At 66.3% G+C, this 22,345-nt stretch carries 23 protein-coding genes; 2 read left to right on the plus strand and 21 right to left on the minus strand.

Annotated features, from left to right (window positions below; translation table 11 throughout):
• The 21 genes from KM135_RS15575 to KM135_RS15675 form a co-directional block, all read right to left on the minus strand.
• The gene (locus KM135_RS15575) at positions 1-1,890 is read right to left on the minus strand and encodes a hypothetical protein (protein ID WP_221714957.1); all 1,890 of its coding nucleotides are present in this window, start codon (positions 1,888-1,890) and stop codon (positions 1-3) included.
• Entirely contained in the window at positions 1,887-2,786 is a 900-nt protein-coding gene (locus KM135_RS15580) for a hypothetical protein (protein ID WP_221714958.1), read from the minus strand. The genes KM135_RS15575 and KM135_RS15580 overlap by 4 nt, the downstream gene beginning before the upstream one ends.
• A 36-nt stretch (positions 2,787-2,822) precedes the next feature.
• On the minus strand, positions 2,823-4,364 hold the full coding sequence (locus tag KM135_RS15585) for a coiled-coil domain-containing protein (protein ID WP_221714959.1): 1,542 nt from the start codon (positions 4,362-4,364) through the stop codon (positions 2,823-2,825).
• A gap of 2 nt (positions 4,365-4,366) precedes the next feature.
• Complete coding sequence (locus KM135_RS15590) at positions 4,367-5,326, minus strand: hypothetical protein (RefSeq protein WP_221714960.1); 960 nt, start codon at positions 5,324-5,326, stop codon at positions 4,367-4,369.
• A 10-nt stretch (positions 5,327-5,336) separates the two neighbouring features.
• Entirely contained in the window at positions 5,337-5,867 is a 531-nt protein-coding gene (locus tag KM135_RS15595) for a hypothetical protein (protein WP_221714961.1), read from the minus strand.
• A 13-nt stretch (positions 5,868-5,880) separates the two neighbouring features.
• Positions 5,881-7,200: a hypothetical protein gene (locus KM135_RS15600; RefSeq protein WP_221714962.1), complete on the minus strand. Its 1,320-nt coding sequence runs from the start codon at positions 7,198-7,200 to the stop codon at positions 5,881-5,883.
• Positions 7,197-8,921: a baseplate J/gp47 family protein gene (locus KM135_RS15605; RefSeq protein ID WP_221714963.1), complete on the minus strand. Its 1,725-nt coding sequence runs from the start codon at positions 8,919-8,921 to the stop codon at positions 7,197-7,199. Before KM135_RS15605 ends, KM135_RS15600 begins: the two co-directional genes overlap by 4 nt.
• Positions 8,918-9,394 carry a hypothetical protein gene (locus tag KM135_RS15610; RefSeq protein WP_221714964.1) on the minus strand — a complete coding sequence of 159 codons (477 nt, stop codon included), beginning with the start codon at positions 9,392-9,394 and terminating at the stop codon, positions 8,918-8,920. The genes KM135_RS15605 and KM135_RS15610 overlap by 4 nt, the downstream gene beginning before the upstream one ends.
• A 1-nt stretch (position 9,395) precedes the next feature.
• Complete coding sequence (locus KM135_RS15615; protein ID WP_221714965.1) at positions 9,396-9,794, minus strand: PAAR domain-containing protein; 399 nt, start codon at positions 9,792-9,794, stop codon at positions 9,396-9,398.
• Between the two features lie 18 nt (positions 9,795-9,812).
• Positions 9,813-10,484 (minus strand): phage baseplate assembly protein V, encoded by a 672-nt coding sequence (locus KM135_RS15620; RefSeq protein WP_221714966.1) that lies wholly within the window; start codon positions 10,482-10,484, stop codon positions 9,813-9,815.
• Positions 10,481-11,500 carry a hypothetical protein gene (locus KM135_RS15625; RefSeq protein WP_221714967.1) on the minus strand — a complete coding sequence of 340 codons (1,020 nt, stop codon included), beginning with the start codon at positions 11,498-11,500 and terminating at the stop codon, positions 10,481-10,483. Before KM135_RS15625 ends, KM135_RS15620 begins: the two co-directional genes overlap by 4 nt.
• Complete coding sequence (locus KM135_RS15630; RefSeq protein ID WP_221714968.1) at positions 11,500-12,141, minus strand: hypothetical protein; 642 nt, start codon at positions 12,139-12,141, stop codon at positions 11,500-11,502. The genes KM135_RS15625 and KM135_RS15630 overlap by 1 nt, the downstream gene beginning before the upstream one ends.
• Before the next feature lie 17 nt (positions 12,142-12,158).
• Positions 12,159-12,914, minus strand: a complete 756-nt coding sequence (locus KM135_RS15635; RefSeq protein ID WP_221714969.1) for a hypothetical protein — start codon at positions 12,912-12,914, stop codon at positions 12,159-12,161.
• Positions 12,911-13,381, minus strand: a complete 471-nt coding sequence (locus tag KM135_RS15640; RefSeq protein ID WP_221714970.1) for a hypothetical protein — start codon at positions 13,379-13,381, stop codon at positions 12,911-12,913. Before KM135_RS15640 ends, KM135_RS15635 begins: the two co-directional genes overlap by 4 nt.
• A gap of 25 nt (positions 13,382-13,406) precedes the next feature.
• Positions 13,407-13,808 (minus strand): hypothetical protein, encoded by a 402-nt coding sequence (locus KM135_RS15645; RefSeq protein ID WP_221714971.1) that lies wholly within the window; start codon positions 13,806-13,808, stop codon positions 13,407-13,409.
• 30 nt (positions 13,809-13,838) lie between these two features.
• Positions 13,839-16,178 carry a hypothetical protein gene (locus KM135_RS15650; protein ID WP_221714972.1) on the minus strand — a complete coding sequence of 780 codons (2,340 nt, stop codon included), beginning with the start codon at positions 16,176-16,178 and terminating at the stop codon, positions 13,839-13,841.
• 495 nt (positions 16,179-16,673) lie between these two features.
• Positions 16,674-17,042 (minus strand): hypothetical protein, encoded by a 369-nt coding sequence (locus KM135_RS15655; protein WP_221714973.1) that lies wholly within the window; start codon positions 17,040-17,042, stop codon positions 16,674-16,676.
• Complete coding sequence (locus KM135_RS15660; RefSeq protein ID WP_246606210.1) at positions 17,039-17,407, minus strand: c-type cytochrome; 369 nt, start codon at positions 17,405-17,407, stop codon at positions 17,039-17,041. Before KM135_RS15660 ends, KM135_RS15655 begins: the two co-directional genes overlap by 4 nt.
• A gap of 11 nt (positions 17,408-17,418) precedes the next feature.
• Positions 17,419-18,954 carry an FAD-binding oxidoreductase gene (locus KM135_RS15665; protein ID WP_221714975.1) on the minus strand — a complete coding sequence of 512 codons (1,536 nt, stop codon included), beginning with the start codon at positions 18,952-18,954 and terminating at the stop codon, positions 17,419-17,421.
• The gene (locus KM135_RS15670; protein WP_221714976.1) at positions 18,951-20,183 is read right to left on the minus strand and encodes an MFS transporter; all 1,233 of its coding nucleotides are present in this window, start codon (positions 20,181-20,183) and stop codon (positions 18,951-18,953) included. The genes KM135_RS15665 and KM135_RS15670 overlap by 4 nt, the downstream gene beginning before the upstream one ends.
• Entirely contained in the window at positions 20,173-21,042 is an 870-nt protein-coding gene (locus KM135_RS15675; protein WP_221714977.1) for an SMP-30/gluconolactonase/LRE family protein, read from the minus strand. The genes KM135_RS15670 and KM135_RS15675 overlap by 11 nt, the downstream gene beginning before the upstream one ends.
• Positions 21,043-21,115: 73 nt before the next feature.
• Here KM135_RS15675 and KM135_RS15680 point away from each other — a divergent pair, with 73 nt between their 5' ends.
• Together KM135_RS15680 and KM135_RS15685 are read left to right on the plus strand one after the other, a co-directional pair.
• Positions 21,116-21,724 (plus strand): TetR/AcrR family transcriptional regulator C-terminal domain-containing protein, encoded by a 609-nt coding sequence (locus tag KM135_RS15680; RefSeq protein WP_221714978.1) that lies wholly within the window; start codon positions 21,116-21,118, stop codon positions 21,722-21,724.
• A gap of 69 nt (positions 21,725-21,793) precedes the next feature.
• On the plus strand, positions 21,794-22,240 hold the full coding sequence (locus tag KM135_RS15685; RefSeq protein WP_221714979.1) for a hypothetical protein: 447 nt from the start codon (positions 21,794-21,796) through the stop codon (positions 22,238-22,240).
• Positions 22,241-22,345: the final 105 nt, after the last annotated feature.

The raw sequence follows: 22,345 nt of genomic DNA on the forward strand, positions 1-22,345 counted from the left end.
CTAGCTCCGCGCCGACCAGGGGTCGTAGATGAGCAACGCATCCGAGACCGTCAGCCGGACATCGCGGCGGCAGGCGAACCGGAGCGAGAATGGTCCATCCGCCTCGGCGATCTGGGTCATCAGGGCCGTATGGGTCGGCGCAAGCGCGACCCATCGCAGCGAAAAGGCCGCGGGCCGGTGCTTGCCGACCACATCGACGAGATCGCCGTTCAGAAGGCCTGCGGGGCCGTGCAGATCGAGCGCGCGGAGCGGGGCTGGCTCGCCCGTCACCGGATCGATCTCATCCACCCACGCGCCCACCAGCGGCGCGGCAATCGTTTCCGACCAGCTGCCGCCATTATCCTCGGACAGCAGCGCGCCGTGCGGAAGCGTGCCAGGCTCGATCGCGAGCAGGAAAGCGCCATGAGCCGCTTCGAGGACCAGCCACAGCCGTTCGGCGTGAGGCGGCGGTGGAGGCGGCGCGCCGGTCCAGGCGGCGCCATGCCAGGTCATGTCGAGGTCGGCATGCAGGGGGATGCTGACCGGCACGCCATATCGGGCGGCCGGCGCGCGATTGTTACCACCATAGAGGCTGACGAGCAGCTCGCCTTCGCCTTCGCTCCGTCCGAAGGCGCCCAGTCGGGACAGCGGCAACAGCTGCTCGGCCTGCGTGAACGTGAAGGGGATGGCGACCCGGCGCCCCGGTACGAGCCGATAGCCGGCGCGGGGAATACCCGCGGGAAACCTCACGGCGTCGAGCGGCCGCGCGCTGCCGTAGCGGCCGTCGATGGCGAAACTCAGCCCAATGGGCCGGAGGCCAACCGGGAGGTCGAACGCCAACTCCGCGAAGCCGGCGGATAGGTCGAGCGGCGCGGGGCCTGCCAGCGGCCTGCGGATATAGCGCAGGACTGGGCGTGGGAGAGCGAGCAGCACCTTGCCGCCTGTGGAACTAGCGATCGAGAGCTGGATGCCGAGATCGTCGCCCTGCGCATTCGCAAGCGCCGCTTTGGCCGCAGCGCGGAACGCAGGTGTCAGATCGGTGTCGCTGCGCGCGGCCGGCAGTTCGCCGGGGTAGGAGGCGACCACCGCAGGCGCCGAGCCATGCGCGAGCAGGCTGAACTCGACATCCTCCGGGCGGGTCCGGAAGACGGCGACGACCTCACTGGCCTGCCACCCCGCGAACGGCGCCGCTTCGTTTGGAAGGCCGCTTGTGGCCGTTGTTCCCGTGCCCGCCACGCCGAGCGAGAGACGAAAGTTGCGGCCAGCAAGCAGTGGCGAGAAGGAGGCGGTGACGGGGAGCGATCCGCCGGTCGGCGCGCCAAGATCCAGAAAAGCGCCGCCGAGCGCCGGGCCGTAGCCCATCCTGCCCCCGCCGGGCATGGCGAACTCGGGCGCCGCTGCTACCGGTGGCCCAGCCGAATTGCCTTCGAGAGGCTGTGCCAGCACATGCAGGAAGACATTGCCCACGCCCGTCGGAACAGGACCCGCCGTCGTCTCTCCCCCAGCGTCGCGAAAGGCGACGTGCGACGCGCTATTGCCCAGAACCTTGCCGCTCTCGCTCAGCCTGAAGCCCTTGAACTCGACGCGGCTCAAAGCGCCCGAGGTGCCAGCCGGCTGTTGCAGCCGCAGATCGACCCGGCCCGATCCTGGAGACCCGCTAACCTGACAATCCGTCAGCCCGCCCGCCACGGCCAGGCTCGCGCTTTCCACCTCGATCTCGTCCATGCCGGGTAGCAGGGGCACCGGGATCGGTTCGAGGAATGGGACGCCGGGCTCGACCTCGCGCGGCGACAGCCCCGCCGGCGTCGAATCCATGATGAGGAAGGGCGCGTCCAGCACGCTCAGCAGGAGCGTCGCGCTGGCAAAAGCGCCGATGCCGGATTGTTGCGTGGGGCCGGTTGCCACGATCATGCCGGGATGACCTCCAGGCTCAGCTCGTCGAGGACGACGCTGGTGCCATCGGGCGAGCCCAGGCTGAGCTCGATCTCGACGCGGACAGGCGAGGCGACGGCTGCGGGGGGCGCATAGCTCAGCGGGAAGCGCCCGTCTGCCTCCGCCACACTGGCGACGAAGCCTTCGGGAGCCGGGGCGCCACTGCCCGCCAGCGTACCGGGTGCGAGTCCCCGCAGCCGGGCGAGCATGACCGGAAGCGCGCCATCCAGCGCCCGGAAGTCTCCCCGGACGGGTATGACCGCAGGGCCGGAGCCGGCCCGCACCACGGTCGCGTTCGGCACGCGCAGCGGGAGAATGGCAATGCGGGTCGGCAGATCCGTGATCGCGTCGCCCTCGACATCGGGCCGCACCGGCCAGAAGCGGCCTTCATAGCCGTAGACGAGGCGCGCCCGTGTCGGATCGGGCGTGTCGTCGAGCTTGGTTTCGAGCCGCAGCAGCCGGAACGCGCTGATCGAGAAGCCCTGATCGGCAGGCTGCTCGAAGTCCTTGCCGCGCCGCACATCTTCGCCGTCGAGCGCGATCAGCAGGCGGTCGATCGCCTGCATCAGCCGCGTGCGCCGCTCGACCGGATCGCCGGTCAGCGCTTCCAGCCCGATCGACACTTCGCCCGAGAGCGGGACTTCCGGCCGCAACAGCCAGACATTGTCGACTCGCCGCGCGACCTCCGCGTCATCGCCAAAGTCGGTCCACGGGCTGGCGTCGCCGAGAGCGACGGAGAGGGCAACATCGGTGTTCGCCGGCTCGGCGCCGCCGGCACGAGGACGCAGCCGAACGCGCGGCGTACCGGCCGGCGGCGGGCCAGCGAAGGCGTCCGCAAGGAGCGCAATCAGCCGTTCCTCAAAGGCGTTCAGCATGCTTTATGCCTCTGCCCGATCCGGAGCGTCCGCGAATCACGTCCCGCCCCCGATGACGATGCGATCGCGCCCTGCGCCGCCCAGCAACCCGCCATTGTTGAGTGTGTTGAACCGGGTGCCCAAGGTCGTGGTCTCGGATCGCAACCGGCCCAGCTCCACATCGATCGCGGCGCCGCGTCCCTGCAGCGCAGTCAGTCCGGCGCTTAGATCCGGTATCAGCCGCGTCTGGTTTTCGAGCTCCGCCGTCTGCGCCTGCACGCCTTGCAGACGGTGGTCCTGTCGTTCGATGCTGGTTTCGAGGCGGCTGAAGCGCCCCGACACGTCGCCGAATTGGTTGAGCTGATTGCCGAGTTCGGCAAGGCGCGTCTCGAACAGGCCGTTGGGGTTGGTCCGCTCCCCGATTACGCCGACTTGATTGCGCAGCCCGTCGAGGTTCAGGTTCACGGTTGCGATCGAGGTGGTCAGCTGGTTGCTGAGGCCGTCCGTCCGGTCGGAGAGACGATCCAGCCCCGTTCGCAGGTCGCCGATCTGCTGCATGCCCTGACGGGCCTCGTTGGCGACCCGATCAATGTCGTTGACCCGCTGCGTCAGGCTGGTGACGTTCGTACTGACCGCGTCGATCCCGGCCAGGCTTCCGCGCACCGTACCGACTTCCGCTCTGAGACTGCCCAGGTCATCGCGCGACGTTTCGACGACGCCCTGTAGCGTCGTGAAGCGCTCATCGACGCCCTGCAGACGTCCTTCGAAAGCGTCGATACGTGGGTTTATCGTGCCGATGAGCCGGTCCTGCAGCCGGGTTTCGAGCGTTGATCCGTCGAGGAAGCTCGCGTCGCCGAGGGCCTCGAGGATGGAGGCGCGAACATTCCCCGTTCCGCGCCCCAGGCGCCGTTCCAGGCTGGCGATCTGGCGCTCGAAGGTGGTGAGGCTCGCCAGCTGGCCATTGGCAAGCGTGAGCCTTTCGCGCAGGTCGCCGAGCTGTGCGACGCCCTCGCTCAATTGCGCGACATCGATCGGCTGCCCGTTCGCATCGCGCAACGAGTCCTGGAATTCGAGAATCCGCCGCTTGCTGTCGTCGAACCCGTCGAACCGGTTGATGAGGCCGGTGACCGACCGTTCGACCGTGCGAACGGATTCGAGATCGAGCTGCACGCGCTCAATCGCGTTCTTGCGCACGAAATCGGTCTCGCGCGTCTCGACCAGATCGGATTGCAGCTTGGCGACCTGCGTGCCCATGTCCTTGAGCTGTTTGGTCAGGCTCGCCACCTGTCCGTCCAGCCGCTCGATTGCGGTCGTCTGCTCGACCGCTCCGTTGACGGCGCGCTCCAGCATCTGCCGCGTCTGCGGTTCGAACCAGGAGAGCTGGACCTGACCCTCATGGCCGTGATCGCGTGGCGCGAAGCGCTGAGCGAGGGTCGCATCGGTCGCGGCCTCGCGCGCCGCGACGAGCTGGGCCAGATCGGTGATGGACGTTACGAGCTGGTTCCAGTCCTGGGCCCGCAACGGCTCGCCGCGCGCGCGATCGGCGAGCGGCTTGAGGCCCTCCACGACCTTCGCCAGAATTTCGAGCGTATCGGCCATGGCTAGAAGGTCCTCGTCTTCACGGCCCGCATGGCGTCGATGAACATGCCGCTGTTCGAGGCATTCTCGGCGCGCTGCCGCTGCTTGAGTTCAGCGCCGTAATCAGGCGTCGCGCTCCCGCTGGAGAGCGCGCCGGTGACGTTGCGGAAGTCCGTAACCGCTGATTGCGCGTCGCCGTCGAGATTGACGCCTAACAGCGCCTGTTCCAGCTCCTCCTGCATGACCGTACCGGCATTCCGCTTCTTGAGATTGTAGACGGAGGGCGGGTCCTGATAGGCCCTGGTCAGCTCCTCGACGGCGGAGAACATGCGCTCGCGGGCGGCCGGCGGGAGGGTTGGCACACGCTCGGCTACCGCTTCGACCTTGCGCTGCAAGGCAAGCTGCTCGATCTGGCGCTGAAGCTCGGCGAGGCTGCGCGCGAACAGATCGTAGAAGGTCTGCAGATTGCCTTGTATCTCGCTGAGTTTGCTCACCAATTCCGGGTGATCGTGGCCGATGGGCGAAACCAGCGTCGCCAACTCGCCGGTCGCCTTCGCGGTGTCGCCGAGCGTCGCGGCCAGGGCATTCCAGTCATCGGCGAAGATCGGCTGCCCCGCCACCTTGCGCGCCTGATCCCGCGCGGAGGTCTCGGACTCGGCGAGCTTCGCCTGAGCAGGCCCCAGATTGGCATCCGGCGTGTCGGCGATCGCCGCGTTGCTGAAGATATTCGCGGGGATCGGAATGCGCGTGATGGTCGGCCGGTCGGGCAGGATGCGGATCGGCTTGTTGATCACGTCGAAGATGAGATTGGGGTGCTTGGCGATCACCTGCCAGTTGCCGGCCTCGATGTTCGCGACCTGGACCGTGCCATCGAGGAACGGCGTGACTTCGCGCTTCTCCGACGTCACGGTGTTGACCAGGCTCACCTTCATGTCGCGCAGCACGGCCGGCTGCGCATTCAGCATCAGGTTGAGACTTCCCATCGCGATACTCCTAGCTGCCGAACGGAAAATCGATGTCCCAATAGAGAGCGATTTCCTGGTCCTGTTCCTTCTGGATCGGTTCGAAGACGACGCGGTTGTAGAGGCGCGCCAGGCTGGCGCCATCCGCCGAGAGCACGCCGAGCGCGGCTTCGCCGATGGCCACCGATGTCTGCGTGGTGTCGGCGTTCTGGGCAAAATCGGCGGGTACCAGTCCGCGCACGCGCACGCGCACCTTGAGGGCGTCCTCCAGCACCGTCACGCTGGTTGCGTCCGGCGCCAAGGGTATGGCGAACCGCGTCAATGCCGGACTCGCATCCGGATTGGTCGTGGTGAGCGCGCTGCTGTCGAAGGGTGGCGCGGGTGGCTCGCTCGACAGGCCGACCGCCATGCCGTTCACCGGCGTCGCGGCCGTCCCGCGAAACAGATCCGCGATCAGTTCCGCGCCGCCGCGCATCACGCTGTTCCGCGCCGTCCGGCGCAGCACCACCGTGCCGTCCGGCTCGCGCAATTCGATGGCAAGGCTGCCGATGATCCGCTCCATGCCCTCCGGCCTCCTATTCCATGCGCGCGCCATCGATGGCCGTCGTGTCGAACAGTGCCGACACGCCGGACAGGGCGCTTTCCATGCGTTGTGTTTCCTTGTTCGGGCGGATCACGGTCGCCCGGCTCGCCAGCCGCTGCTCCTCGCGCAGCGGCAGCGCCGCGACCTGCCCGTCCACCCCGGCGGCGCGCAGCACATCGACCGTATCCTCCAGCAGCGCGAAGAGCTGCGCCCGCTGCGTTTCCGCGTCGCGCCCCGGCCGCGATCGATTGCGCACGACCGCTCCGGCCGCGATATCGACCCGGAAGGTGGCCGGCGCGCGCTCCTGCCACCAGAGGTCCAGCGAGACGGCAGGTGTCTGCTCGAAAAGCGATGCGTCGAACGCCGTCCCTGCCGCGTCCGGCCCGGCATAGCGCCCTTGCCGCAAGTCCGCGCTGGGCGAGGCGAACACGGCGGAATCGAGTCCGCGCACATCGTAGAGACCGAGTGGGAAGAACCACAGATCGTTCTTGCCCCGCAAGAGCCGTAGCGGTTGAGGCTCCGGGTCCGGCCGCACCGGCGCGAAGCGCGCGCCCGGCTCGAAGCCTTCGCCGGTCCACATCTTGTCGATCACGTCGCGGTCGCCGACATGCGCCGTCAGCACGCCTTCGTCATCCACGCCCAGCTCGAGCCGCTGCCCGCATTCGAGCAGATCGGCGTAGAGCAGGATACCGCCGGTAGTGAGATTGACCAGCACCGGCACGGCCGTCTTCATGCCCGCAACGCCCTGAATGCGGCCCTGCAACGGCGTTGCGTCCAGCCCCCGATTGACCAGCTCGAAGCGCCCCAGCGGCTGTTGCAGCGCATTGCGCCCGCGCAGCGCCGGCGAGCGTGCGCGCCGGATCGGAAATTCCACGAAGCGGCCCCGGGCGGGCGAGCGATCCTCGCCGCGTGCCATCCATGGCGTGCCCAGCGCCTCGCGCTTGGGCAGAGCAATATAGCGGTCACCGAGCTCGGTCTCGACGCCGATCAGGATGCGCAGCAACACCTGCTCGATCACGTCGATCGTGTTGGCGCCCTTGAACCGCGCGGCGATCATCGCCTTCAGCCGCTCGCGATACAGCTCTATGCCTTCCCATTCCGCGCGCGGCACGTCAAACAGCGCGCCCAGCGCCGAGAGGTCGGCAATGTCGAACGCCGTATCGACCCAGTGCGCGCGCTGTACCCGGTCCATGTCCTCGTCGAACGCCGCCAGCGCCAGCGCGAACACCGACATGAAGCGCTCCAGCAGCGAGCCCTGCCGGACATCGTAGATCGGCGGCAGGCGCCCCAGCATGGCGTCGAGCCGCATCATGGCACGGCACTCGTGATGGCGACGGTGCGCATCGAGAAGGTCGCACTGGCCGGGGAGGTCCATGCCGGATCGCCGCGGCGCAGTTCGGCAAAGGCGCTGCCGTCGGGCTCGACCACGACGACGAGCGAGTCGAGATCGAGCACATAGGCCGCATCGTCCCGCACCGCGCTGACCAGCGCATCGAACGCGACCGAACTGCCGCCCGCCAGCTTGCCGAGAAATGCCCCCAGCCGCGCCGTTATCTGGGCCTGCGCGCCTGACTCGGACATCGCGAGATTGCTGAAGCTGCCCTGCAGATCGACATGCACGGCGATCGGCCCGCTATCCGCCGAGGCCTGGTCGAAGGTGATCGACCCGAAGGCGACATCCTCCAGTCTGGCGGCCTTGTCCGGGGGAATCGCAAAGCCATCGGCAATCGGTGCGTTGTCGGCCGTCCAGCTGAGTTTCGCATCGATCAGCCGCTCGTCGCGCAGCACCAGCGCCGCCAGCGGTCCCATGCGCAAGGTCGCGCCGGGCGTAAGCCGCGTGATCGCCGAACTCAGCTCCGTACGGATGCGGGCCTTGGCATCCTCCTGCTCGCTCGTCGCGAGGCGGGCTCCGGCAAAGACGAGGTCGATCGACACGCCGAGCTTGAGGCCGCCGGCATAGCGCAGATCGACATAGATACCGGCGGGCCGCAACTCCTCGATCCGCCGCTCGACGATCGCGCGGTTATTGGGCGTATCGACCGAGAGCGCGACGCTCAGCAGGATCTGGCCCGGCGCCGGCACGGCGGGATCGGGAAACTCGGCAATGGCGGCGGCCGACACGAAGGGTAGGCTTTCGAGGCCGAAGCGCAGGGCATCCAGCGTGCCCTTGCCGGTCGCATGAACGGCGCGGCGCGCGCGGTCGGAAAGCTGGCGGTCGGTCTCGTCTTCGGTCGCGAGCCAGGTCGCTTCGTCATTGGTGATCGAGGCGATGCCCGCAATGGCGCGTTCGAGCACGATCAGCACGCCCGGCTCGACCACTTTGGTGCGCTCGGTCTCGCCATGCACCCAGACTTCGGTCATCGCCTGATTGGGGAGCAGCCGGCCCTCGACTGTGGTGAGATAGCGGATGCCCTTGCCGTCCGTGACGACGCTGTTGATTGGCACGAAGATGTCGCCGGGCGAGGCGGCGGCGCGGATGAAGCGCACCTTGCCGACCGGCGCCCCGCGCGTGATGCGGCGGACGTCGACCAGCGCAGCCACCTTGTCGAGGCCATCGCCCGTGGCCGTCTCGATGAAGGCGGATCTATAGACGAGATCGAGCTGCTGATACTGCGTCGCCAGTTCGCGAGAGATCGTCTCGATCAGGGTCCGTGCGACGCTGCCGACATTCACGTCGGTGATCGGGGTCGGCTTCAGGCGCTCAGGATAATAGTTGATCTCCAGCGTGGAATTGGGCGCCAGACGATGCGGCTTGCGAAGCTTGATCGCGACCTTGTCGATCGGATTGGCATCGGTGCCGACCAGATCGAAATCCTTCTCCGTGAAGCGATAGGGCACACGCTGTTCGGCGCCCGGCCTGCCGACGACGACGGTCCCGGCGAGATGGCTGACGCGCCGCACCGGATGGTTTTCCAGCGTGATGAGCTCGGGCGCCGTCGCACCGATCTCCTTCACTTCCTGGATCGTGCCGCCGGTCAGGACCGTCAGCAGGTCTCGCACGATATCGGGATAGGTGCGCTCGGCGAAGTTCACAGCGCGACCTCCAGGCCGAGGCTGATCGGATCGGTCGCGCCCTTGGGCAGCACGTTGGCCGAGATCAGCAGGCGATCACCCGCGCCGTCCGCGGCGGGCAGCACGTCGACGGCGAGGATCTTGTCGAGCCGGCGCTCCATCGCGAGCGCTTCGAGCACATAGGCCTTGGCCCGCGCCCGCGTTACCGCACCGTCGATCTCGCCGATCAGCAGGTGCAGTCGGCTGCCATAATCGGGATGGGCAAGATCGCTCATGCAGCCGCGCGGCGTCAGCAGTCGCAGCACGAGCGCCTGCTGGAGACAGCCCGGTCCTTCGGCGATTTCGAGATCGACCTGCTCGTCGCGATAAACCGTGCCGCGCGGATGGGTGATGAGATCGAGTAGATCCCATTCCGTCGCCTGGAAGAAGGGCGTGATCAGCAGGTCCCGGCCGAGATGGGCGAAGCGGGGATCGACGCTGCGGCTGTCGGCCATGTCAGCCTCCGACCATCACGGTGCCGGCGGCCACGATCTTGCCGACCGGCATGTCGGCCGGGTCGTTGCAGGTCAGGGCCGTGTCCCCGGCGCGGGCGACCGGCTTGCCCTGAACGAGTACATTGGCCGATCCGAGCATCACCGTGCCGTTGTTGGACGGCGGTTTCTGGAAGCTGACGCCGGGCGGTGTCGGGATATGCGCGGGCTGGTTGGTCGCGGTGCTGCCGAGCGTCGCGACCGCGCGTCCATTGGCTTTCACGCTGGTGCTGAGGCCGCCGTCGAGCTTGCCGCTGAACATATGCGGCAACGGCGTGGGGATCGGCGCGACGGCGGGCACCATCACAATGTGGGTGTCTACCGCGATCACCTGGTCGTCCGCTCGTGCAATCGGCTTGCCCATTCCCGGCCCACGTCCTTCTCAGTTCAGTTCGACCATGGCCCCTTTGACCTTGACCTTGGTGTCGCCCTCGATGACGATTTCGCGTGCCTTGAGGGTCAGCTTGTTGCCCGCCTCGATCGTGACGCCGGTTCCGTCCGCGAAGGTCATCTTGTTGTCGCCGACCTCCACCGTCAGCGTCTTGTCCGGTTCGGAGAAGGTCATGGCGACATCGCCGCTCGCCATTTCGATCTTGCCGTCGGAGATTGTGACGCTGGTGTCCTGGCTGCCGCCGAGCGCGATCCGCACCTTGCGGCCGTCCTTGACGCTCATCCGCAGTTCGATCGCGTCCTCTTCATCGTCCGGTTTGTCGCCGGGAAAGGACCAGACGGCCTCGTCCTTGTCGAACTTGGGCGGGCGGCGCTGGTCGGAATAGACCTGTGCGATCGCCACCGCCGAGGAGAGATCGCCGCGTGGGAACAGCACCAGCACGACGTCGCCGATGCGCGGCAGCAGCGCCATGCCGCTCCCCCCCGACGCCAGCGGCACCTTGGGCAGATCGAGCCCGCTATCCTTGAGTTTCAGGTCGACGCTGTGCGTCAGATCGGGATCCGACCCGTCGATCACCGCGACCACGCGCGCGAGTTCGCACATCGGGCGGTTCGCCGCCTGATGCTGCGCCAGCCCGCCAAGCAGGGAGAGTGCGCGGCTCACAGCAAGGCTCCGATCGCGCCCACAAGATCGCCGAGGAAGGCCAGCGGGTCCGTGCCGGTTTCGCCGGTGCCGCGTGCGACGCTCACCGCGCCGCTGCCGGGCCGCACGCTGTGGACCACTTCCTCGACGCGCATGCCGGCCAGCGGCAGATGGTCCGGCATCTCGGCAAATTCCAGTTCCATCCCCGGCGCCAGCTGGGGCAGCAGGAAGGTGGTGAGCTGGACCTTGGCTGCGCGCCGGCGTCGCGCCAGTTCCAGCGCGCCCGAAGCCTGCCGCGCGGCATCCGTCGTGCGGATGGCGGGGAGGGCGATCCGCCGGTTGTCCAATCCGGCCGTGCCGGCGTCACCACGATCGAAATCGGCGGCGACCAGCCGTCCCTTGGCCGAAGAGGGGGCCGCCCCGCCTTCGCCCACGACATGGAGCGTCGGGCCGTCCGTGTCGCCCTGGGTCATCTCCAGCGCCTGGATTTCCCGGCCATATTTGAGCGCCAGGCGCTCCGTCGATCCGCCGGCCGCGTTGATTGCGAGCGTCCCGTCGCCATTGAAGGCTGCGCCCTGGCCCGAGAGGCGGGCGAGATCAGCGATGAGCTGCGCCGCCGTCATCCGCCCGTCCAGCGCGTAAAGCGCAAGGTCGGGGCCGTCGTCCTCGATATCGACATCGATACCGACTTCGTCGGCAAGGTTTCGGATCGCGTCACCTGCCGAGAGCGATTGCAGGCTCAGGGTAGGGCGATAGGCCGCCAGCCTTGCCCCGCCATTGGTCGCCACCAGCCTCACGCCGGTGGCCGAGCGGGTAATGTCGGTGAGTCGCCCGGTGAACACCGTCGCGTCGCTGTCGCCGCCATCGAGCATGAGGGTCACATCGTCGCCCGGTTCCGCATCGATCCGCAGGCCATTGGGAAGGATGGCGACCAGCCGGTCGAGCGCCGGCAATTGCGTCTGCCGCAGCTGGATTGCGGCGATATGCCGGTCGTAGATCAGCCGTCCGGCGGTGAGCGAGAGCGCGACGTCGAGCATCAGTCCCCTCCCAGCAGGGCGCCCAGCGCATCGGTCGCGCTGCCGGTGTCCGGGGTGGCCGCGATGCCAGACGCCGCATCGAGCAACGGGCTCAGCGGATTGCCGACCGCCAGATCGGCAAGGCCGGCAATGGACTGGATCGCGCCCAGCACTTCGGTCGCGGCCTCGATGGCGCCTTGGATCTCGCCTGCGGCGGCCGCGATGTCGCCCATGACGTCGCCCAGCGCCCCCATGTCGAAGCCGACATCGAAACCGTCCAGACCGCCAAAGGACGAAAGTTCCGCAGGTTCGGGCAGGGGTGGGGATTCGCGCAATGCCAGCCGATATTGATACATATCGGGCATGCCCGCGCTCTCGCTGAACTCGGCGTCGAGCAGCACCATCTTCTCGAGTTCGAGGGCGTTCACGATGTCCGCGGTGAAGCTGACCTCGGCGCCCGTCTTGGCCTTTTCCTGCAGCGTCGCGAGCGCACCGGCCGCGCCGCCGCCGAACAGCACACCAGCCAGTTCGACCTCATGACTGCCGCGCCCGAGCTTCTGTTGGACATCGCCCTCCAGGCCCAGAATCGGCAGCGAAACGATGCGCTGGCGCGTACGCTGCCGCACCCAGGCGACCTGATCGAGCGCGATGTCGTCGATCATGGGAATCGGGCGGGCCATTACCAGTCGATCCCCGCCGTGCGGGCAGCGTCTTCGAGCAGATCGGCAAGGCGCTGTTCGAGCTCGGCGTCGGCAAAGGGATCGGGCAGCGTTTCGGCGCTCTTGTTCTCATGCGCGCGCCACGCGGGCGCGTCTAAGAGTTCCGGCGCAGGCCAGGCGGACATGACGGCGTCGATTATCGACGGCGCCTTGAGACCGGAGGGTAGGGCGACTGCGAACCGGCCGGACGCGGCCGGGCTTTTGCGGTCGATGGCACGGCTTATGCCTCGCCCCGGCGCGGCCGTGCGGGCAGCAGGCGTCGATCCGGGCAAGCGCGCTCGCGCCGTTGCCGGTAGCGGCAAGGATCGAGGGGCATGCCGCGCTGCCGCGTGGCGGAGCGGCACGCTGGCCATGGCACGAACCGGGTCTGCGGGCGTGGACGGCTTGCCCAGCCCCGCATCTCGCGGAACCATTGCTATGCGGGGCGATGCAATCTCGCCCGAGAGGGCTTCATCCCGGGAGCCTGACGGCGCGAGATCGGGATCGGTACCGGCGGCGTCCCGACCAACGAGACCCGTAATGCGCGTCTCAACGGGATCAACGGCACTACTCGACCGAGTTTGCGGATGGTCGAGGGTGCTGTCTGTCTCCAGACCGCCGGGCACGCTATCCTGTGCGTCGCTCTCCTCATCATCCCGCACGAGCCGCGACAAGGCACTGACGAGCCGGTCGAAATCGGGTGCGATCCGTCGCTGCAGAGCCATGAGGTCGGTCATCCCGCGTCTTCCGCGCCCGTCTCGCCGAACTCGATGCGGCTCCAGCCGTTGTCCGGCAGCGTCTGCGGTCCTGAAGCCGAAACCAGCGCCTCGACGTCGGCGATGCGCTCGGCTTCGACGGCGGACGGCATCAGCCCGAACTTCATCGCCAGAGCGGCCTCGGCCTCCGCGAGCGGCATCTGGCGGTCTTCGCGATCGGCTCCGAGCAGATGGAGGCCGGCATAGGCAAAGAGCCGGGCCAGTTCGGGCGGCGGTGCGGGATCGAAGAGGAGCGCGCAGAAGCCCTCGGCCAGCGCCCCGCCATCGGCCTGCCCCGCCGAACAGGCCGCGCGCAGCAGTCGCTTGCGCTCGCCCCAGTTCCAGTCGCGCAGCATGAAGCTCTGCTCGCCGAGGCGAAGATACCAGCGGTCCAGCGCCGGATCATATCCGGCGTCCGCTTCCGGCAGGTCTGGTATCGATTGTCGCATCGGCCCTGCGCGCCCGTCGTCCCGCTCAGGACGCCGGCGCTTCCTCCTCTCGCATCCGTGTCGCGGTGAAATGATAGACGGTCTCGGCGTGGCCGCCGGTCCCCAGCGAGAGGCTCTTGTCGTGAATGAAGCACTCGTCGAACACCACAGAGCGCCCGCCCGCCGAACCGCCGAGCGTCGCCACCAGCTGGAAGGCGTCGGGCGCCTGCGCCAGCGTGTCGAGGCCGGGCGCGGCCGAGGCGATCTGGAGGCGCCCCAGCACCTGAAGCTGGCCGTGATAGACGCCGACCCGCTCGGCCTGGCCCAGCGCATAGACCTGGCCCTGCGCGCGCTCCTGCCGGAACTCGATGGTGCGCACGCCGGCGATGGGCTCGCCGTTCACCAGGATGCGCGAGCGATTGGCGTCGTAGAGATTGGGTAGCGCCATGGCCTAGTCCCTCCTTGGCGTTGCTGGTGCCTAGTTCTTCACGCGGATCGTGGCGTAGATATAATCGATCGCCCGGACTGGCCGGACCGCGATGTCGATCCGCGCGATGCCGGCCGCGACATCGTTCTGCGAGGCATAGACCAGCACCTCGAAGGCCGGCGACTTGCCGTCCACCGAGGGCACGAGCGATCCATCCCGCTCCATCTGGGTAAAGGTGGCCTTGATCATCTGCTCCAGCGCGGTGCGCTGTTCGGCATTGTTAAGCTCGCCGATGAATCGCTGGCTGATCGCATTCACCTCACGAATGCAGCGATCGGCAACACGCACGACGGAGATCTGGAAACCATCCGTCGCAATGCCCTTGATGCAGATCGTGCCGCGCCCCCGACGCTCGGCGATGACGCAGAGATTGCCATCGGGACCGACGAGCTTGTTGAGCTCGCTTTCCGAATAGGGAACCAGCGGAACGCCTGGCTGTGCGACCGTCTTGAAGGTGGGCGAGGCAAAATATTGTAAATGGCCGAGCAGACCGGCGAGCGCGCCTTCCGCGCCGCTGGGCGACACCAGCACGAAGCGACGATCGGTCACTTCGTCGCGATGCGCGATCAGCGCCTCGATGTCGCGATTGGCCGATGGCGGCGCCGAGCCAAGCACGATGCGCGGCTTGGCATTGTCGGTCTGGGCGCGGGCATGGCCGATCAGCGCCTGCTGCACGGCCGTACCGCTCAGATTTTCGTCCTGCCAGTCCTGCAAACCGGCAATGACCAGATCGACTGCATCTTCCGATGCGAGCGCGTCGATCGCTGACTGCCAGGCGCCGATGCCCGGCTGCCGCCCGCCCAAGAAGCTGCGCGGCGCGAACGTCGCCATCGGCCAGCGCGTGATGCCCTGATCGGTTGCCGGGTGAAGCGGGATCGCGCGGATCAGCGTGCTTTCGGCCGCGAGCAGTGCAGGCAGGAACCGCGGCGAGTCGGGATCGAGCGTCAGATCGTCATGCGCTTCGCGCGCCTGCAGCGCGCCCTGAGCCTCGATGCCGACGGTGATACGAACGGTCCCTGCTGTCGTGCCGTCGAGCACACGCACCCGGATCGGAGCCGCATCGACCCCGGCCGCTGGTCGCAATTCGAGGATGTCCGCGGCTGGATTGTCGCGGCCACGGTAGCGCAAACGGGGACCCGGATCGCGGCCGCCGGCAAGATAGCCGTTATTGGTGCCGCCGGCCGTGGGCAGGGCTTCCGGAGCGCCGGCGAGGGTCGCCTGAACATCCGGATCGCCACCCGTTGCGGCATTCACCGCGTCGACGATAGCCTGTGCGGACGACAGGTCGGCATAATCGGTGGTGCGGTTGCCTTCCACGCGGATGGTCAATGTACGGCTCGGCGCGAGCGCGGTCGCGGCGAGCGCTGCCGGCGGCAGATCGCCCAGCCGTTCGGCGCGGACGTCGGGATCGCTGTTGAGCGCGGCGACCACGGCCGCGACGCTGGCAAGGCCGGGATAGGTGCGGGCCGTCGCTCCGGCCGGCGCGACCGTGACGGCGCGCGTGCCGCCTGCTTCCTCGACGACGGTCAGGCTGGTGCCTTCGCCCCCCGCTCCCGGCGCGGCGGCGCGCACCCGGACCGAGGGCGCATCGCCAGCGGCATTGAGTACGAGCGAAGCCCGTCCCACGCCGAACTCGACGCTGATCCTGTTGCCGATCTCCCCCGGCGTCCGGGATGACAGGCTGATGAGGTCGGCATTGCCTGCCCCGCGCAAGATGAGGGTCGCGGCGCGGGCTGCGCCGTCCTCAAAGCCGCGATCGTCGGGGTCGGCAACCGGTAATGTCAGCTGAAAGGACGGATCGATCGCTACCACCGCCGAACTGTCGCGGTTGATGACAGTGAATAGGTCGCTGGGATCGCCCGGGCGCAGGACCAGATTGTCGTGCCGCTCCACCGACCGGCCCTTATGCAGGATTTCCAGCGAAACGCGGCGGACCGTACGGCGATCCTGCGCAAGGACGCGGATGATGCGGGCCGAAAGCTGGTTGCCCCATGGTCCCACGGCGCGTGCGCGCAACTCGACAACGTCTTGATTTTCGTCGTCGGCCAAGACCAGCGAGGCGACGGCGCCGGAACCCGGATCCACGGGCGAAACGATCACCTCGGAAACACCGTTCACGAGCGCGGAGACCACTTCGGGAAAGGAGAACCGCGTCGAGGGGCCGAGCAGGTCGAACAATTCCTGCGTCGTCGTCAGGCCGATCGTGCCCTCGCGCGGGATTTTATCGACCACGCCGACGGCGCCCAGGATGCCCGATCGAGCCGGTAGGGGCGGCGGAACGTCAAACCTGGCTTCGACGCTGACGCCAGGAACGATGAGTGTGCGCGGCATGGGCTGGTCCTCCCTGTCGATGACGCAGGCAACCGCGCAAGGTCGAAGGGGTTTCGAACCATTGGGGTCGTCTGAACGTCAAAGCCCGAGACATGCACAGCAATGCGAAGATCGAAGGCGGTCCCAAGCAGTAGTGCCGCTCTGTTGGCGACTCTGCGACCCGCTTCATTAAGGATTAAAGCTAATTCCTGTTGCTCCGTCAATCGAAGGAACTGCATCGCCCACGAACCTTCGGCGCTCTCTTCACGGACGCCGATGCCGGATTGGCGCGTTCTTTGGCCACGTCAGACTTCATGCGGGGCATTGTCCTTGCCGAATGCAGGGTGGCTAATAGAGGCGTTCCGTTGCGCAGGTGCGTTGAACTGATATGTCAGCTTGCGTCCGGTCGCGTGCAGTGGACCGGAAAACGGTCGCATCGGCGTCGATCATCATGTCTTTGACGAGTAAATGGCATGCCGCGCGCAGCTGAATCGACGACGAGCGAGGTCGGAATATTCAGGCCGAGACGCTCTTGTCGATCGTGACGAGGATTGTCGCGCGGCCCAGGCGCTCCTGTCGCGCCCGCAATCCGCTCTCGCGCGCCAGGCCGCACAGGATCAATGCCTTGTCCCAGCGCACCAGCGCAAGCGCACCGCCTGCCGAGACGATCCGATTTTCCAGCCCGTCGCGCCATTGGCGCACGAGGTCGGCCTCTACGGTCACCCGGTTTGCGTGATCGCGCCGTTCCGCGATCCGTCGTGCTTCTGCCGGAAGCGACGGATCAACCAGCAGCATGCCATTGGATATAGCCGCGGAGAGGCGGATCCCACTGGTCGCGCTCGCGATCGCCACAGCTGTCAGCATCTCGCGTCGCGTGACGCTCATTTTCGGCTCCTCGTCAGATAAGCGGCAATTGTATCCAGTTCCGGATCGCTGACCTCGCCCCGGCTGATGCGCGGCATGTTGCCAATCCCGCCGCGCGCTGCAGCGACGATATAGTCATGCGTCAGGTCACGGCGATCCTCCAGCATGGCTCGCGCCGGATCGACGCGCCGGGCGAGGATCACCGTGCCCATGCCCATCTGGCGATGGCACATCGCGCATTTCTCGACATAGAGCCTCTCGCCGGCAGTCCTGGCGCTGCGATCCTGCATGACCCCGAGCGTCATGGCATTGCCGGTCTGCGCCTTGGGGGCTTGCGTCTGCTGCGCGGCCGCCCCGACGGCGAGCAACAGTAACCCAGCTGCCATCGCTGTCCCTCTCATGCCCGCTCTCCGCGCGATGCGGCAGGCCAGATGCCGCTTTTGCCGGGCGCCAATATGCCATTGGGATCGAGCGTATCCTTCACGCGCTCGTTGAGCTTTCGGAGCGCGCCGCCGCCATGGTCATAGGTCGAGGCGACCAGATCCATATATTCGATATGGGTTCGATATTCGCCATAATGCTTGGCCTTCGCATCGGCGACCAACTCGCGGAACATGGCATCGACCCGGCCCATCATGTCCGGGTCGTCACGGTCGAACAGCAGTTGATTGACGTTGGTGAGCGAGCGCTCGCCGAAGGCGAAGCTGGCATGATAGTCCATGCCGTACTTCTCGTAGAGCGCGTAGGTCCGCCGGAACTGATCCATGGCGAGATCGCCTTTTGCGGGCAGCACGGGCGAATAGCCGACATGACCGCCGCGTCCGCCATGCCAATTGGCGTTGGCGAGCGGGAAGCTGATCGGCACGCCGCTGAACGGCGATCCCTCAGGCTTCCCATCGCTGCGCAACCAGCGCGTCGGCTTCATCGAAAGGACAGGTTTGCCATCGAACGCCCTGGCGATCACCTTCGCGGCCGCGTCGGCCATTTCGACATGACCATAGGTCCGCAGCTGCACGCTCCACCAGCCGATGTTGAAGCGCTTGCGGATGGCGGTCACAACATCCTCCCCGAGGGCGCCCTTGGTCTTCGTCCATTGCTCGCGTGTCGTCATGACCGAGGCGGATCGCAGCCAGTTGCCGATCGACGGCGCCTGCCGGATCACACCCTCGCGGCGCAGTGGCGCGATCGTGTCCACGACCCAACCGAGATCGTCGATCCCGTCAAACTCCAGATCATAGCCCAGCACTGCCTCCGGCTCCGGCATCAGCCACAGGCCGAGCTTGGTCACGACGCCGAAATTGGACTGGCAGAACATCTGGTCCCAGCCGGGACCATAGCCGTTGCGATAGAGCTGCCAGGTTTTCGAGCCGGTCATGGCGCCCATGCCGGTGCGCACCAGTTCGCCGGTCGGCAGGACAACCTCCAGCCCGCAAATCTGCGCCGCATGATCGCCATAGGGCGTGTAGCCGACGCCGCGATCGAGCGCGTTGCCGGCAACGGACCCCCAGCTGTTGCCCGGCACGGAGAGCCAGAAGGGCAACTTGTTCTGCTGCAGATGATCGTAGAGATCGAAGAAGCCGACACCCGACTCGACCAGCGCCGTACCGCCTTCCGGATCGACCTCGATGCGTTTCATGCGGGTGAGATCTAGGACGACCGATCCCTTGACCACCGGCGCCGCGCCACCATAGCCGAAATTCTTGCCACGGCTGATCTGCCAGAGCGGCACTTTGTGGCGATTGGCGATGCGGACGATCTCCTGCACCTGCTCGACGGTCGCGGGCGCCACTGCGGCGCCGGGCATATGCCGCGTCTCGTCCGGCGAATAATGGTCCGCATAAGCTGTGCGGTCTTCCTCCGAGGAGAAGACATTGGCGGCGCCGATGGCCGTGCGGAAGTCGGCGAGCGCGGCGGGGAGATTGGCAAGGCTCATGAGGGGACGACCTCCCTGGTTCGGAGTTCCTTTTCGCGCAGGATCACGACCTGCACCGCGGAGACGATGCCGATGCCCACGAGGAGCGCGCCAGCATAATAGGGCATGTCCGGTCCGCCGGCCTGATAGAAGAAGCCGAACAGAGGCGGGATCGTGATCCGGCCGAGCGCATTGGTGGCCATCACCAGGCCATTGACGCTGCCCTGCGCTTGCGGGGGCGTGCTGCGCGAGATGAGGCCCCCGGCGGTGGGAAAGGCGATGCTGTGGCCCGCCATCAGCAGCGACATGAGCATGACGGCCGCGATTGGCTGGCGGATCATCGGTTGCAGGATCATGCTCAGCGCGAGGACGATGAGGCCGGCGACGATCACCCGGCCTTCGCCGAAGTGCTTCGTGGCCGGGCCGATGAGTACGAGTTGCATGAACACGCCCGTCGCACCGACCGCGATGAAGGTCAGCCCCAGCTCGTGCGTCGTCCAGCCGAAGTTGCGCGCCGTCCAAAGTCCGAACACCGCTTCCATCGAGGCGAAGGTGCCGATACCGATGAAGGTGATGGCGAACAGGCGGATGAGCAGTTGATGCCCCCCTACGAAGCTGAACGCATCGCCTAGCTTTGCCGAAGGTCGCGACCGACCGCCGGCGTTGGTCTCGACGAGAATGAGGATGCTCCAGATCGCAGCGGCGCCGGCAATGGCGGCCGCACACAGGATCGGCAAGCGGAAGCCCGATAGGCCAGCCTCGGGTGCTGCGAGCAATCCGCCCAAAGCCGGCCCGATCGCAAAACCGAGATTGATGCCGACCCCCAGCAATCCCATGCTCCGCGCCCGTTCTTCCGGCCGCGTCACATCGGCAACATAACTCGCGCAGACGCCCATCGTGCCGCCGAAGAAGCCGGAAAGGACGCGGATTGCGAGTGCAAGCCAATAGTGCGCGACGAAGGCGAAAGCGACATAGCTGAGCGCGGCACAGGCCGTGGTGAGGATCAGGATGCGCCGCCGACCGTACCGATCGGACAGGCGCCCCCAATGGATCTCGCCGAAGACCCCGCCCAGCGAATAGGCCGCGAACAGCATCGTTACCTGCACGGGCGAAGCGTCCAGTTCGCGCCCGTAAAAAGGCAGCAACGGGATGATGAGGCTGAAGCTCGCGAAATTGATGAAGACGATCGCGAGGATCAGCAACAGCGCGCCGATCGGGAGCCCGCGCGGTTGAGCCGCGTCAGCCGGCATAGCGCGGCTCCGCAATGCCGCGAGCGCCAAGTCCGGTGACGACGAACACGTCGCCGCCGCCATCATTCTCCTGCCCCAGCAAAGCGAGATCGATGCTCGTCACATAAAGCTCGTCCAGATTGGGGCCGCCGAACATGACGCTGGCCGGGCAACGCACGGGCATGTCGATGCTCCGCTCGATATTGCCATCTGGTCGATAGGCCACGATCTTGCGTCCTTCGCAGATCGCGATCCACATGAGACCGTCCGCATCGACCGTCGCGCCGTCCGGGATGCCGCCTAGTTCGCGCGTGTTGGCGAACAGGCGCTTGTTGGCGACGGCGCCGGTCTCGATGTCATAATCATAGGCGTAGATTTCGTAGGGTAGGCTGTCGGAAAAATAGAGCGTCTTGTTGTCCGGCGACCAGCAGGGGCCGTTGCTGATCGCGATGTCACGATCCAGCTCAGCGAGTGCATGGTCCGCGCCGAGGCTGTAGAGCGTTCCATAAGGCCGGCAGTCCCGAATGTCGGAATCGCCCGACCCCACCACGAAACGCCCGCGTCGATCGACTTTGCCGTCGTTCATCTGCGCGCGGGGATGGATGTGATTGGCGCTCGCGAGTAGCTCGACCGCGCCGCTTGCCAGATCGAGTGCCGAGATGCCGTCCTTGAGTGCGACGATCGCGCCGCCGCGTTCGCGCAGCGCCATCGATCCGATGATCTGGCCTACGTCCCAGCTTTGCGTCTGTGCGTTGGCAGGATCGAAGCGATGAACGGCCTTGCCGACGATATCGATGAAATAAAGCGCCTGCTCCTCGACATCCCAGAGCGGCCCTTCGCCCACGAGACAATGTACGGTTGGGACGCGATCGATCCGCATGTTGACCCCTCCAAAAAAATGCGCTTGCCAGTTATGGCCTATGAATTATTTATCAATGATAAGGAAGCGGGTCGTGGTGGTCAATATGCGAAGCGGAGCGGGACGTCCGCGCAAAGCAGATGGAGGCATCAACCTCGAACGGATCATCGAGGCCGCCTGGGCAATCGTGGATGCTGAAGGGGTCGCCAAGCTCTCGACGCGGGCGCTCGCGAAACTGCTCAACGTGCAGAGTCCGGCCCTCTATTGGCATGTCAAGAGCAAGGACGAACTGCTCAGCGTCATGATGGAGCGTTTGCTGGAGGACAGCCTTGCGGAGTCATCGGAGAAGATGGGCTGGCAGGACTGGTTGAGACATGTGGGCCGACGGCAGCGCCGTTCGCTGCTATCTCATCGTGACACCGGCATCATTGCTTCCATCGCACGTCCCAGCATGAAGCTCCAGAAAGACCTGTTTCCCAAGCTATTCCAGCCACTGCGCGACGCGGGCGTACCGGCAACGCAGGCAAGCTCCGCAGCCGGTGCGCTTGCGAGCCTGGTTATCGGCTGGGTTCTTTACGAGCAGCGACCCGAAACGCGGCAGTTCGTCGAAGCTTATCATTCCTCCGATGACGGGTTCGAATTCGCGCTGGAGGCCTTGATTGCCGGGATCGATTCGAAGGTGGCGTCTGAAACGACGAAGTGAGCAAGGCTCCAGCGGAACGTCGCGTTCTATCCGGGTGCTTTGGAATCAATATTGAGGAGGGGCTTTGCAATGAAGATCGCCTATCATCTTAGCCGCGTGCTGCTGGGCGCCTGGTTTCTTTTTTCGGGAGGGTGGCATTTCCTGTGGCCTTGGCTGCAGCCGATGGGCAACACGCCGGAGGCCATCGCGTTCACCAAAGCCCTGCTGGCTAGCGGACTTTTTGACTGGGTGAAGGCGATAGAGGTTGTGACAGGTGTCACCATGCTTCTCAATCGCGCGATTCCGTTGACCATCGTCGCGATCGTGCCGCTGAACGTGGTCATCGTCTATTGGAATCTGGTGCTCGATCACGGTGTCGTCGAGTATAGTTTCGCAGTGCTGACCATCGTTTTCAATGCTGTCCTGGCATGGCCATGGCGGCGGTATTTCTGGCCTCTGTTCGTCTTCAATGGCGCGCCGGACTATTCGTTGGAGCCGGGTTGGAAAGGGCTGCCCAAAACTGAAAGCGATCAGTAGAAACCAGCCGAAATCAGGCGGAGTGCGGCAATCCAATCCCCAAATCCTGACGTTCATGCCCATCGAGCCTTCCCCGGCCGGCCAATGCGGAGTGCGATAGCCTAT

The sequence above is a fragment of the Sphingobium xanthum genome, from assembly GCF_019737615.1.
In the GTDB taxonomy this organism is placed as follows: Bacteria; Pseudomonadota; Alphaproteobacteria; order Sphingomonadales; family Sphingomonadaceae; genus Sphingobium; species Sphingobium xanthum.

What these genes read in the sequence shown, in the direction of transcription:
- KM135_RS15575 (WP_221714957.1), bottom strand. Translation starts at nt 1,890, where the DNA reads ATGATCGTGGCAACCGGCCCCACGCAACAATCCGGCATCGGCGCTTTT.
- KM135_RS15580 (WP_221714958.1), bottom strand. Translation starts at nt 2,786, where the DNA reads ATGCTGAACGCCTTTGAGGAACGGCTGATTGCGCTCCTTGCGGACGCC.
- KM135_RS15585 (WP_221714959.1), bottom strand. Translation starts at nt 4,364, where the DNA reads ATGGCCGATACGCTCGAAATTCTGGCGAAGGTCGTGGAGGGCCTCAAG.
- KM135_RS15590 (WP_221714960.1), bottom strand. Translation starts at nt 5,326, where the DNA reads ATGGGAAGTCTCAACCTGATGCTGAATGCGCAGCCGGCCGTGCTGCGC.
- KM135_RS15595 (WP_221714961.1), bottom strand. Translation starts at nt 5,867, where the DNA reads ATGGAGCGGATCATCGGCAGCCTTGCCATCGAATTGCGCGAGCCGGAC.
- KM135_RS15600 (WP_221714962.1), bottom strand. Translation starts at nt 7,200, where the DNA reads ATGATGCGGCTCGACGCCATGCTGGGGCGCCTGCCGCCGATCTACGAT.
- KM135_RS15610 (WP_221714964.1), bottom strand. Translation starts at nt 9,394, where the DNA reads ATGGCCGACAGCCGCAGCGTCGATCCCCGCTTCGCCCATCTCGGCCGG.
- KM135_RS15615 (WP_221714965.1), bottom strand. Translation starts at nt 9,794, where the DNA reads ATGGGCAAGCCGATTGCACGAGCGGACGACCAGGTGATCGCGGTAGAC.
- KM135_RS15625 (WP_221714967.1), bottom strand. Translation starts at nt 11,500, where the DNA reads ATGCTCGACGTCGCGCTCTCGCTCACCGCCGGACGGCTGATCTACGAC.
- KM135_RS15630 (WP_221714968.1), bottom strand. Translation starts at nt 12,141, where the DNA reads ATGATCGACGACATCGCGCTCGATCAGGTCGCCTGGGTGCGGCAGCGT.
- KM135_RS15635 (WP_221714969.1), bottom strand. Translation starts at nt 12,914, where the DNA reads ATGACCGACCTCATGGCTCTGCAGCGACGGATCGCACCCGATTTCGAC.
- KM135_RS15640 (WP_221714970.1), bottom strand. Translation starts at nt 13,381, where the DNA reads ATGCGACAATCGATACCAGACCTGCCGGAAGCGGACGCCGGATATGAT.
- KM135_RS15645 (WP_221714971.1), bottom strand. Translation starts at nt 13,808, where the DNA reads ATGGCGCTACCCAATCTCTACGACGCCAATCGCTCGCGCATCCTGGTG.
- KM135_RS15650 (WP_221714972.1), bottom strand. Translation starts at nt 16,178, where the DNA reads ATGCCGCGCACACTCATCGTTCCTGGCGTCAGCGTCGAAGCCAGGTTT.
- KM135_RS15655 (WP_221714973.1), bottom strand. Translation starts at nt 17,042, where the DNA reads ATGAGCGTCACGCGACGCGAGATGCTGACAGCTGTGGCGATCGCGAGC.
- KM135_RS15660 (WP_246606210.1), bottom strand. Translation starts at nt 17,407, where the DNA reads ATGGCAGCTGGGTTACTGTTGCTCGCCGTCGGGGCGGCCGCGCAGCAG.
- KM135_RS15665 (WP_221714975.1), bottom strand. Translation starts at nt 18,954, where the DNA reads ATGAGCCTTGCCAATCTCCCCGCCGCGCTCGCCGACTTCCGCACGGCC.
- KM135_RS15670 (WP_221714976.1), bottom strand. Translation starts at nt 20,183, where the DNA reads ATGCCGGCTGACGCGGCTCAACCGCGCGGGCTCCCGATCGGCGCGCTG.
- KM135_RS15675 (WP_221714977.1), bottom strand. Translation starts at nt 21,042, where the DNA reads ATGCGGATCGATCGCGTCCCAACCGTACATTGTCTCGTGGGCGAAGGG.
- KM135_RS15685 (WP_221714979.1), top strand. Translation starts at nt 21,794, where the DNA reads ATGAAGATCGCCTATCATCTTAGCCGCGTGCTGCTGGGCGCCTGGTTT.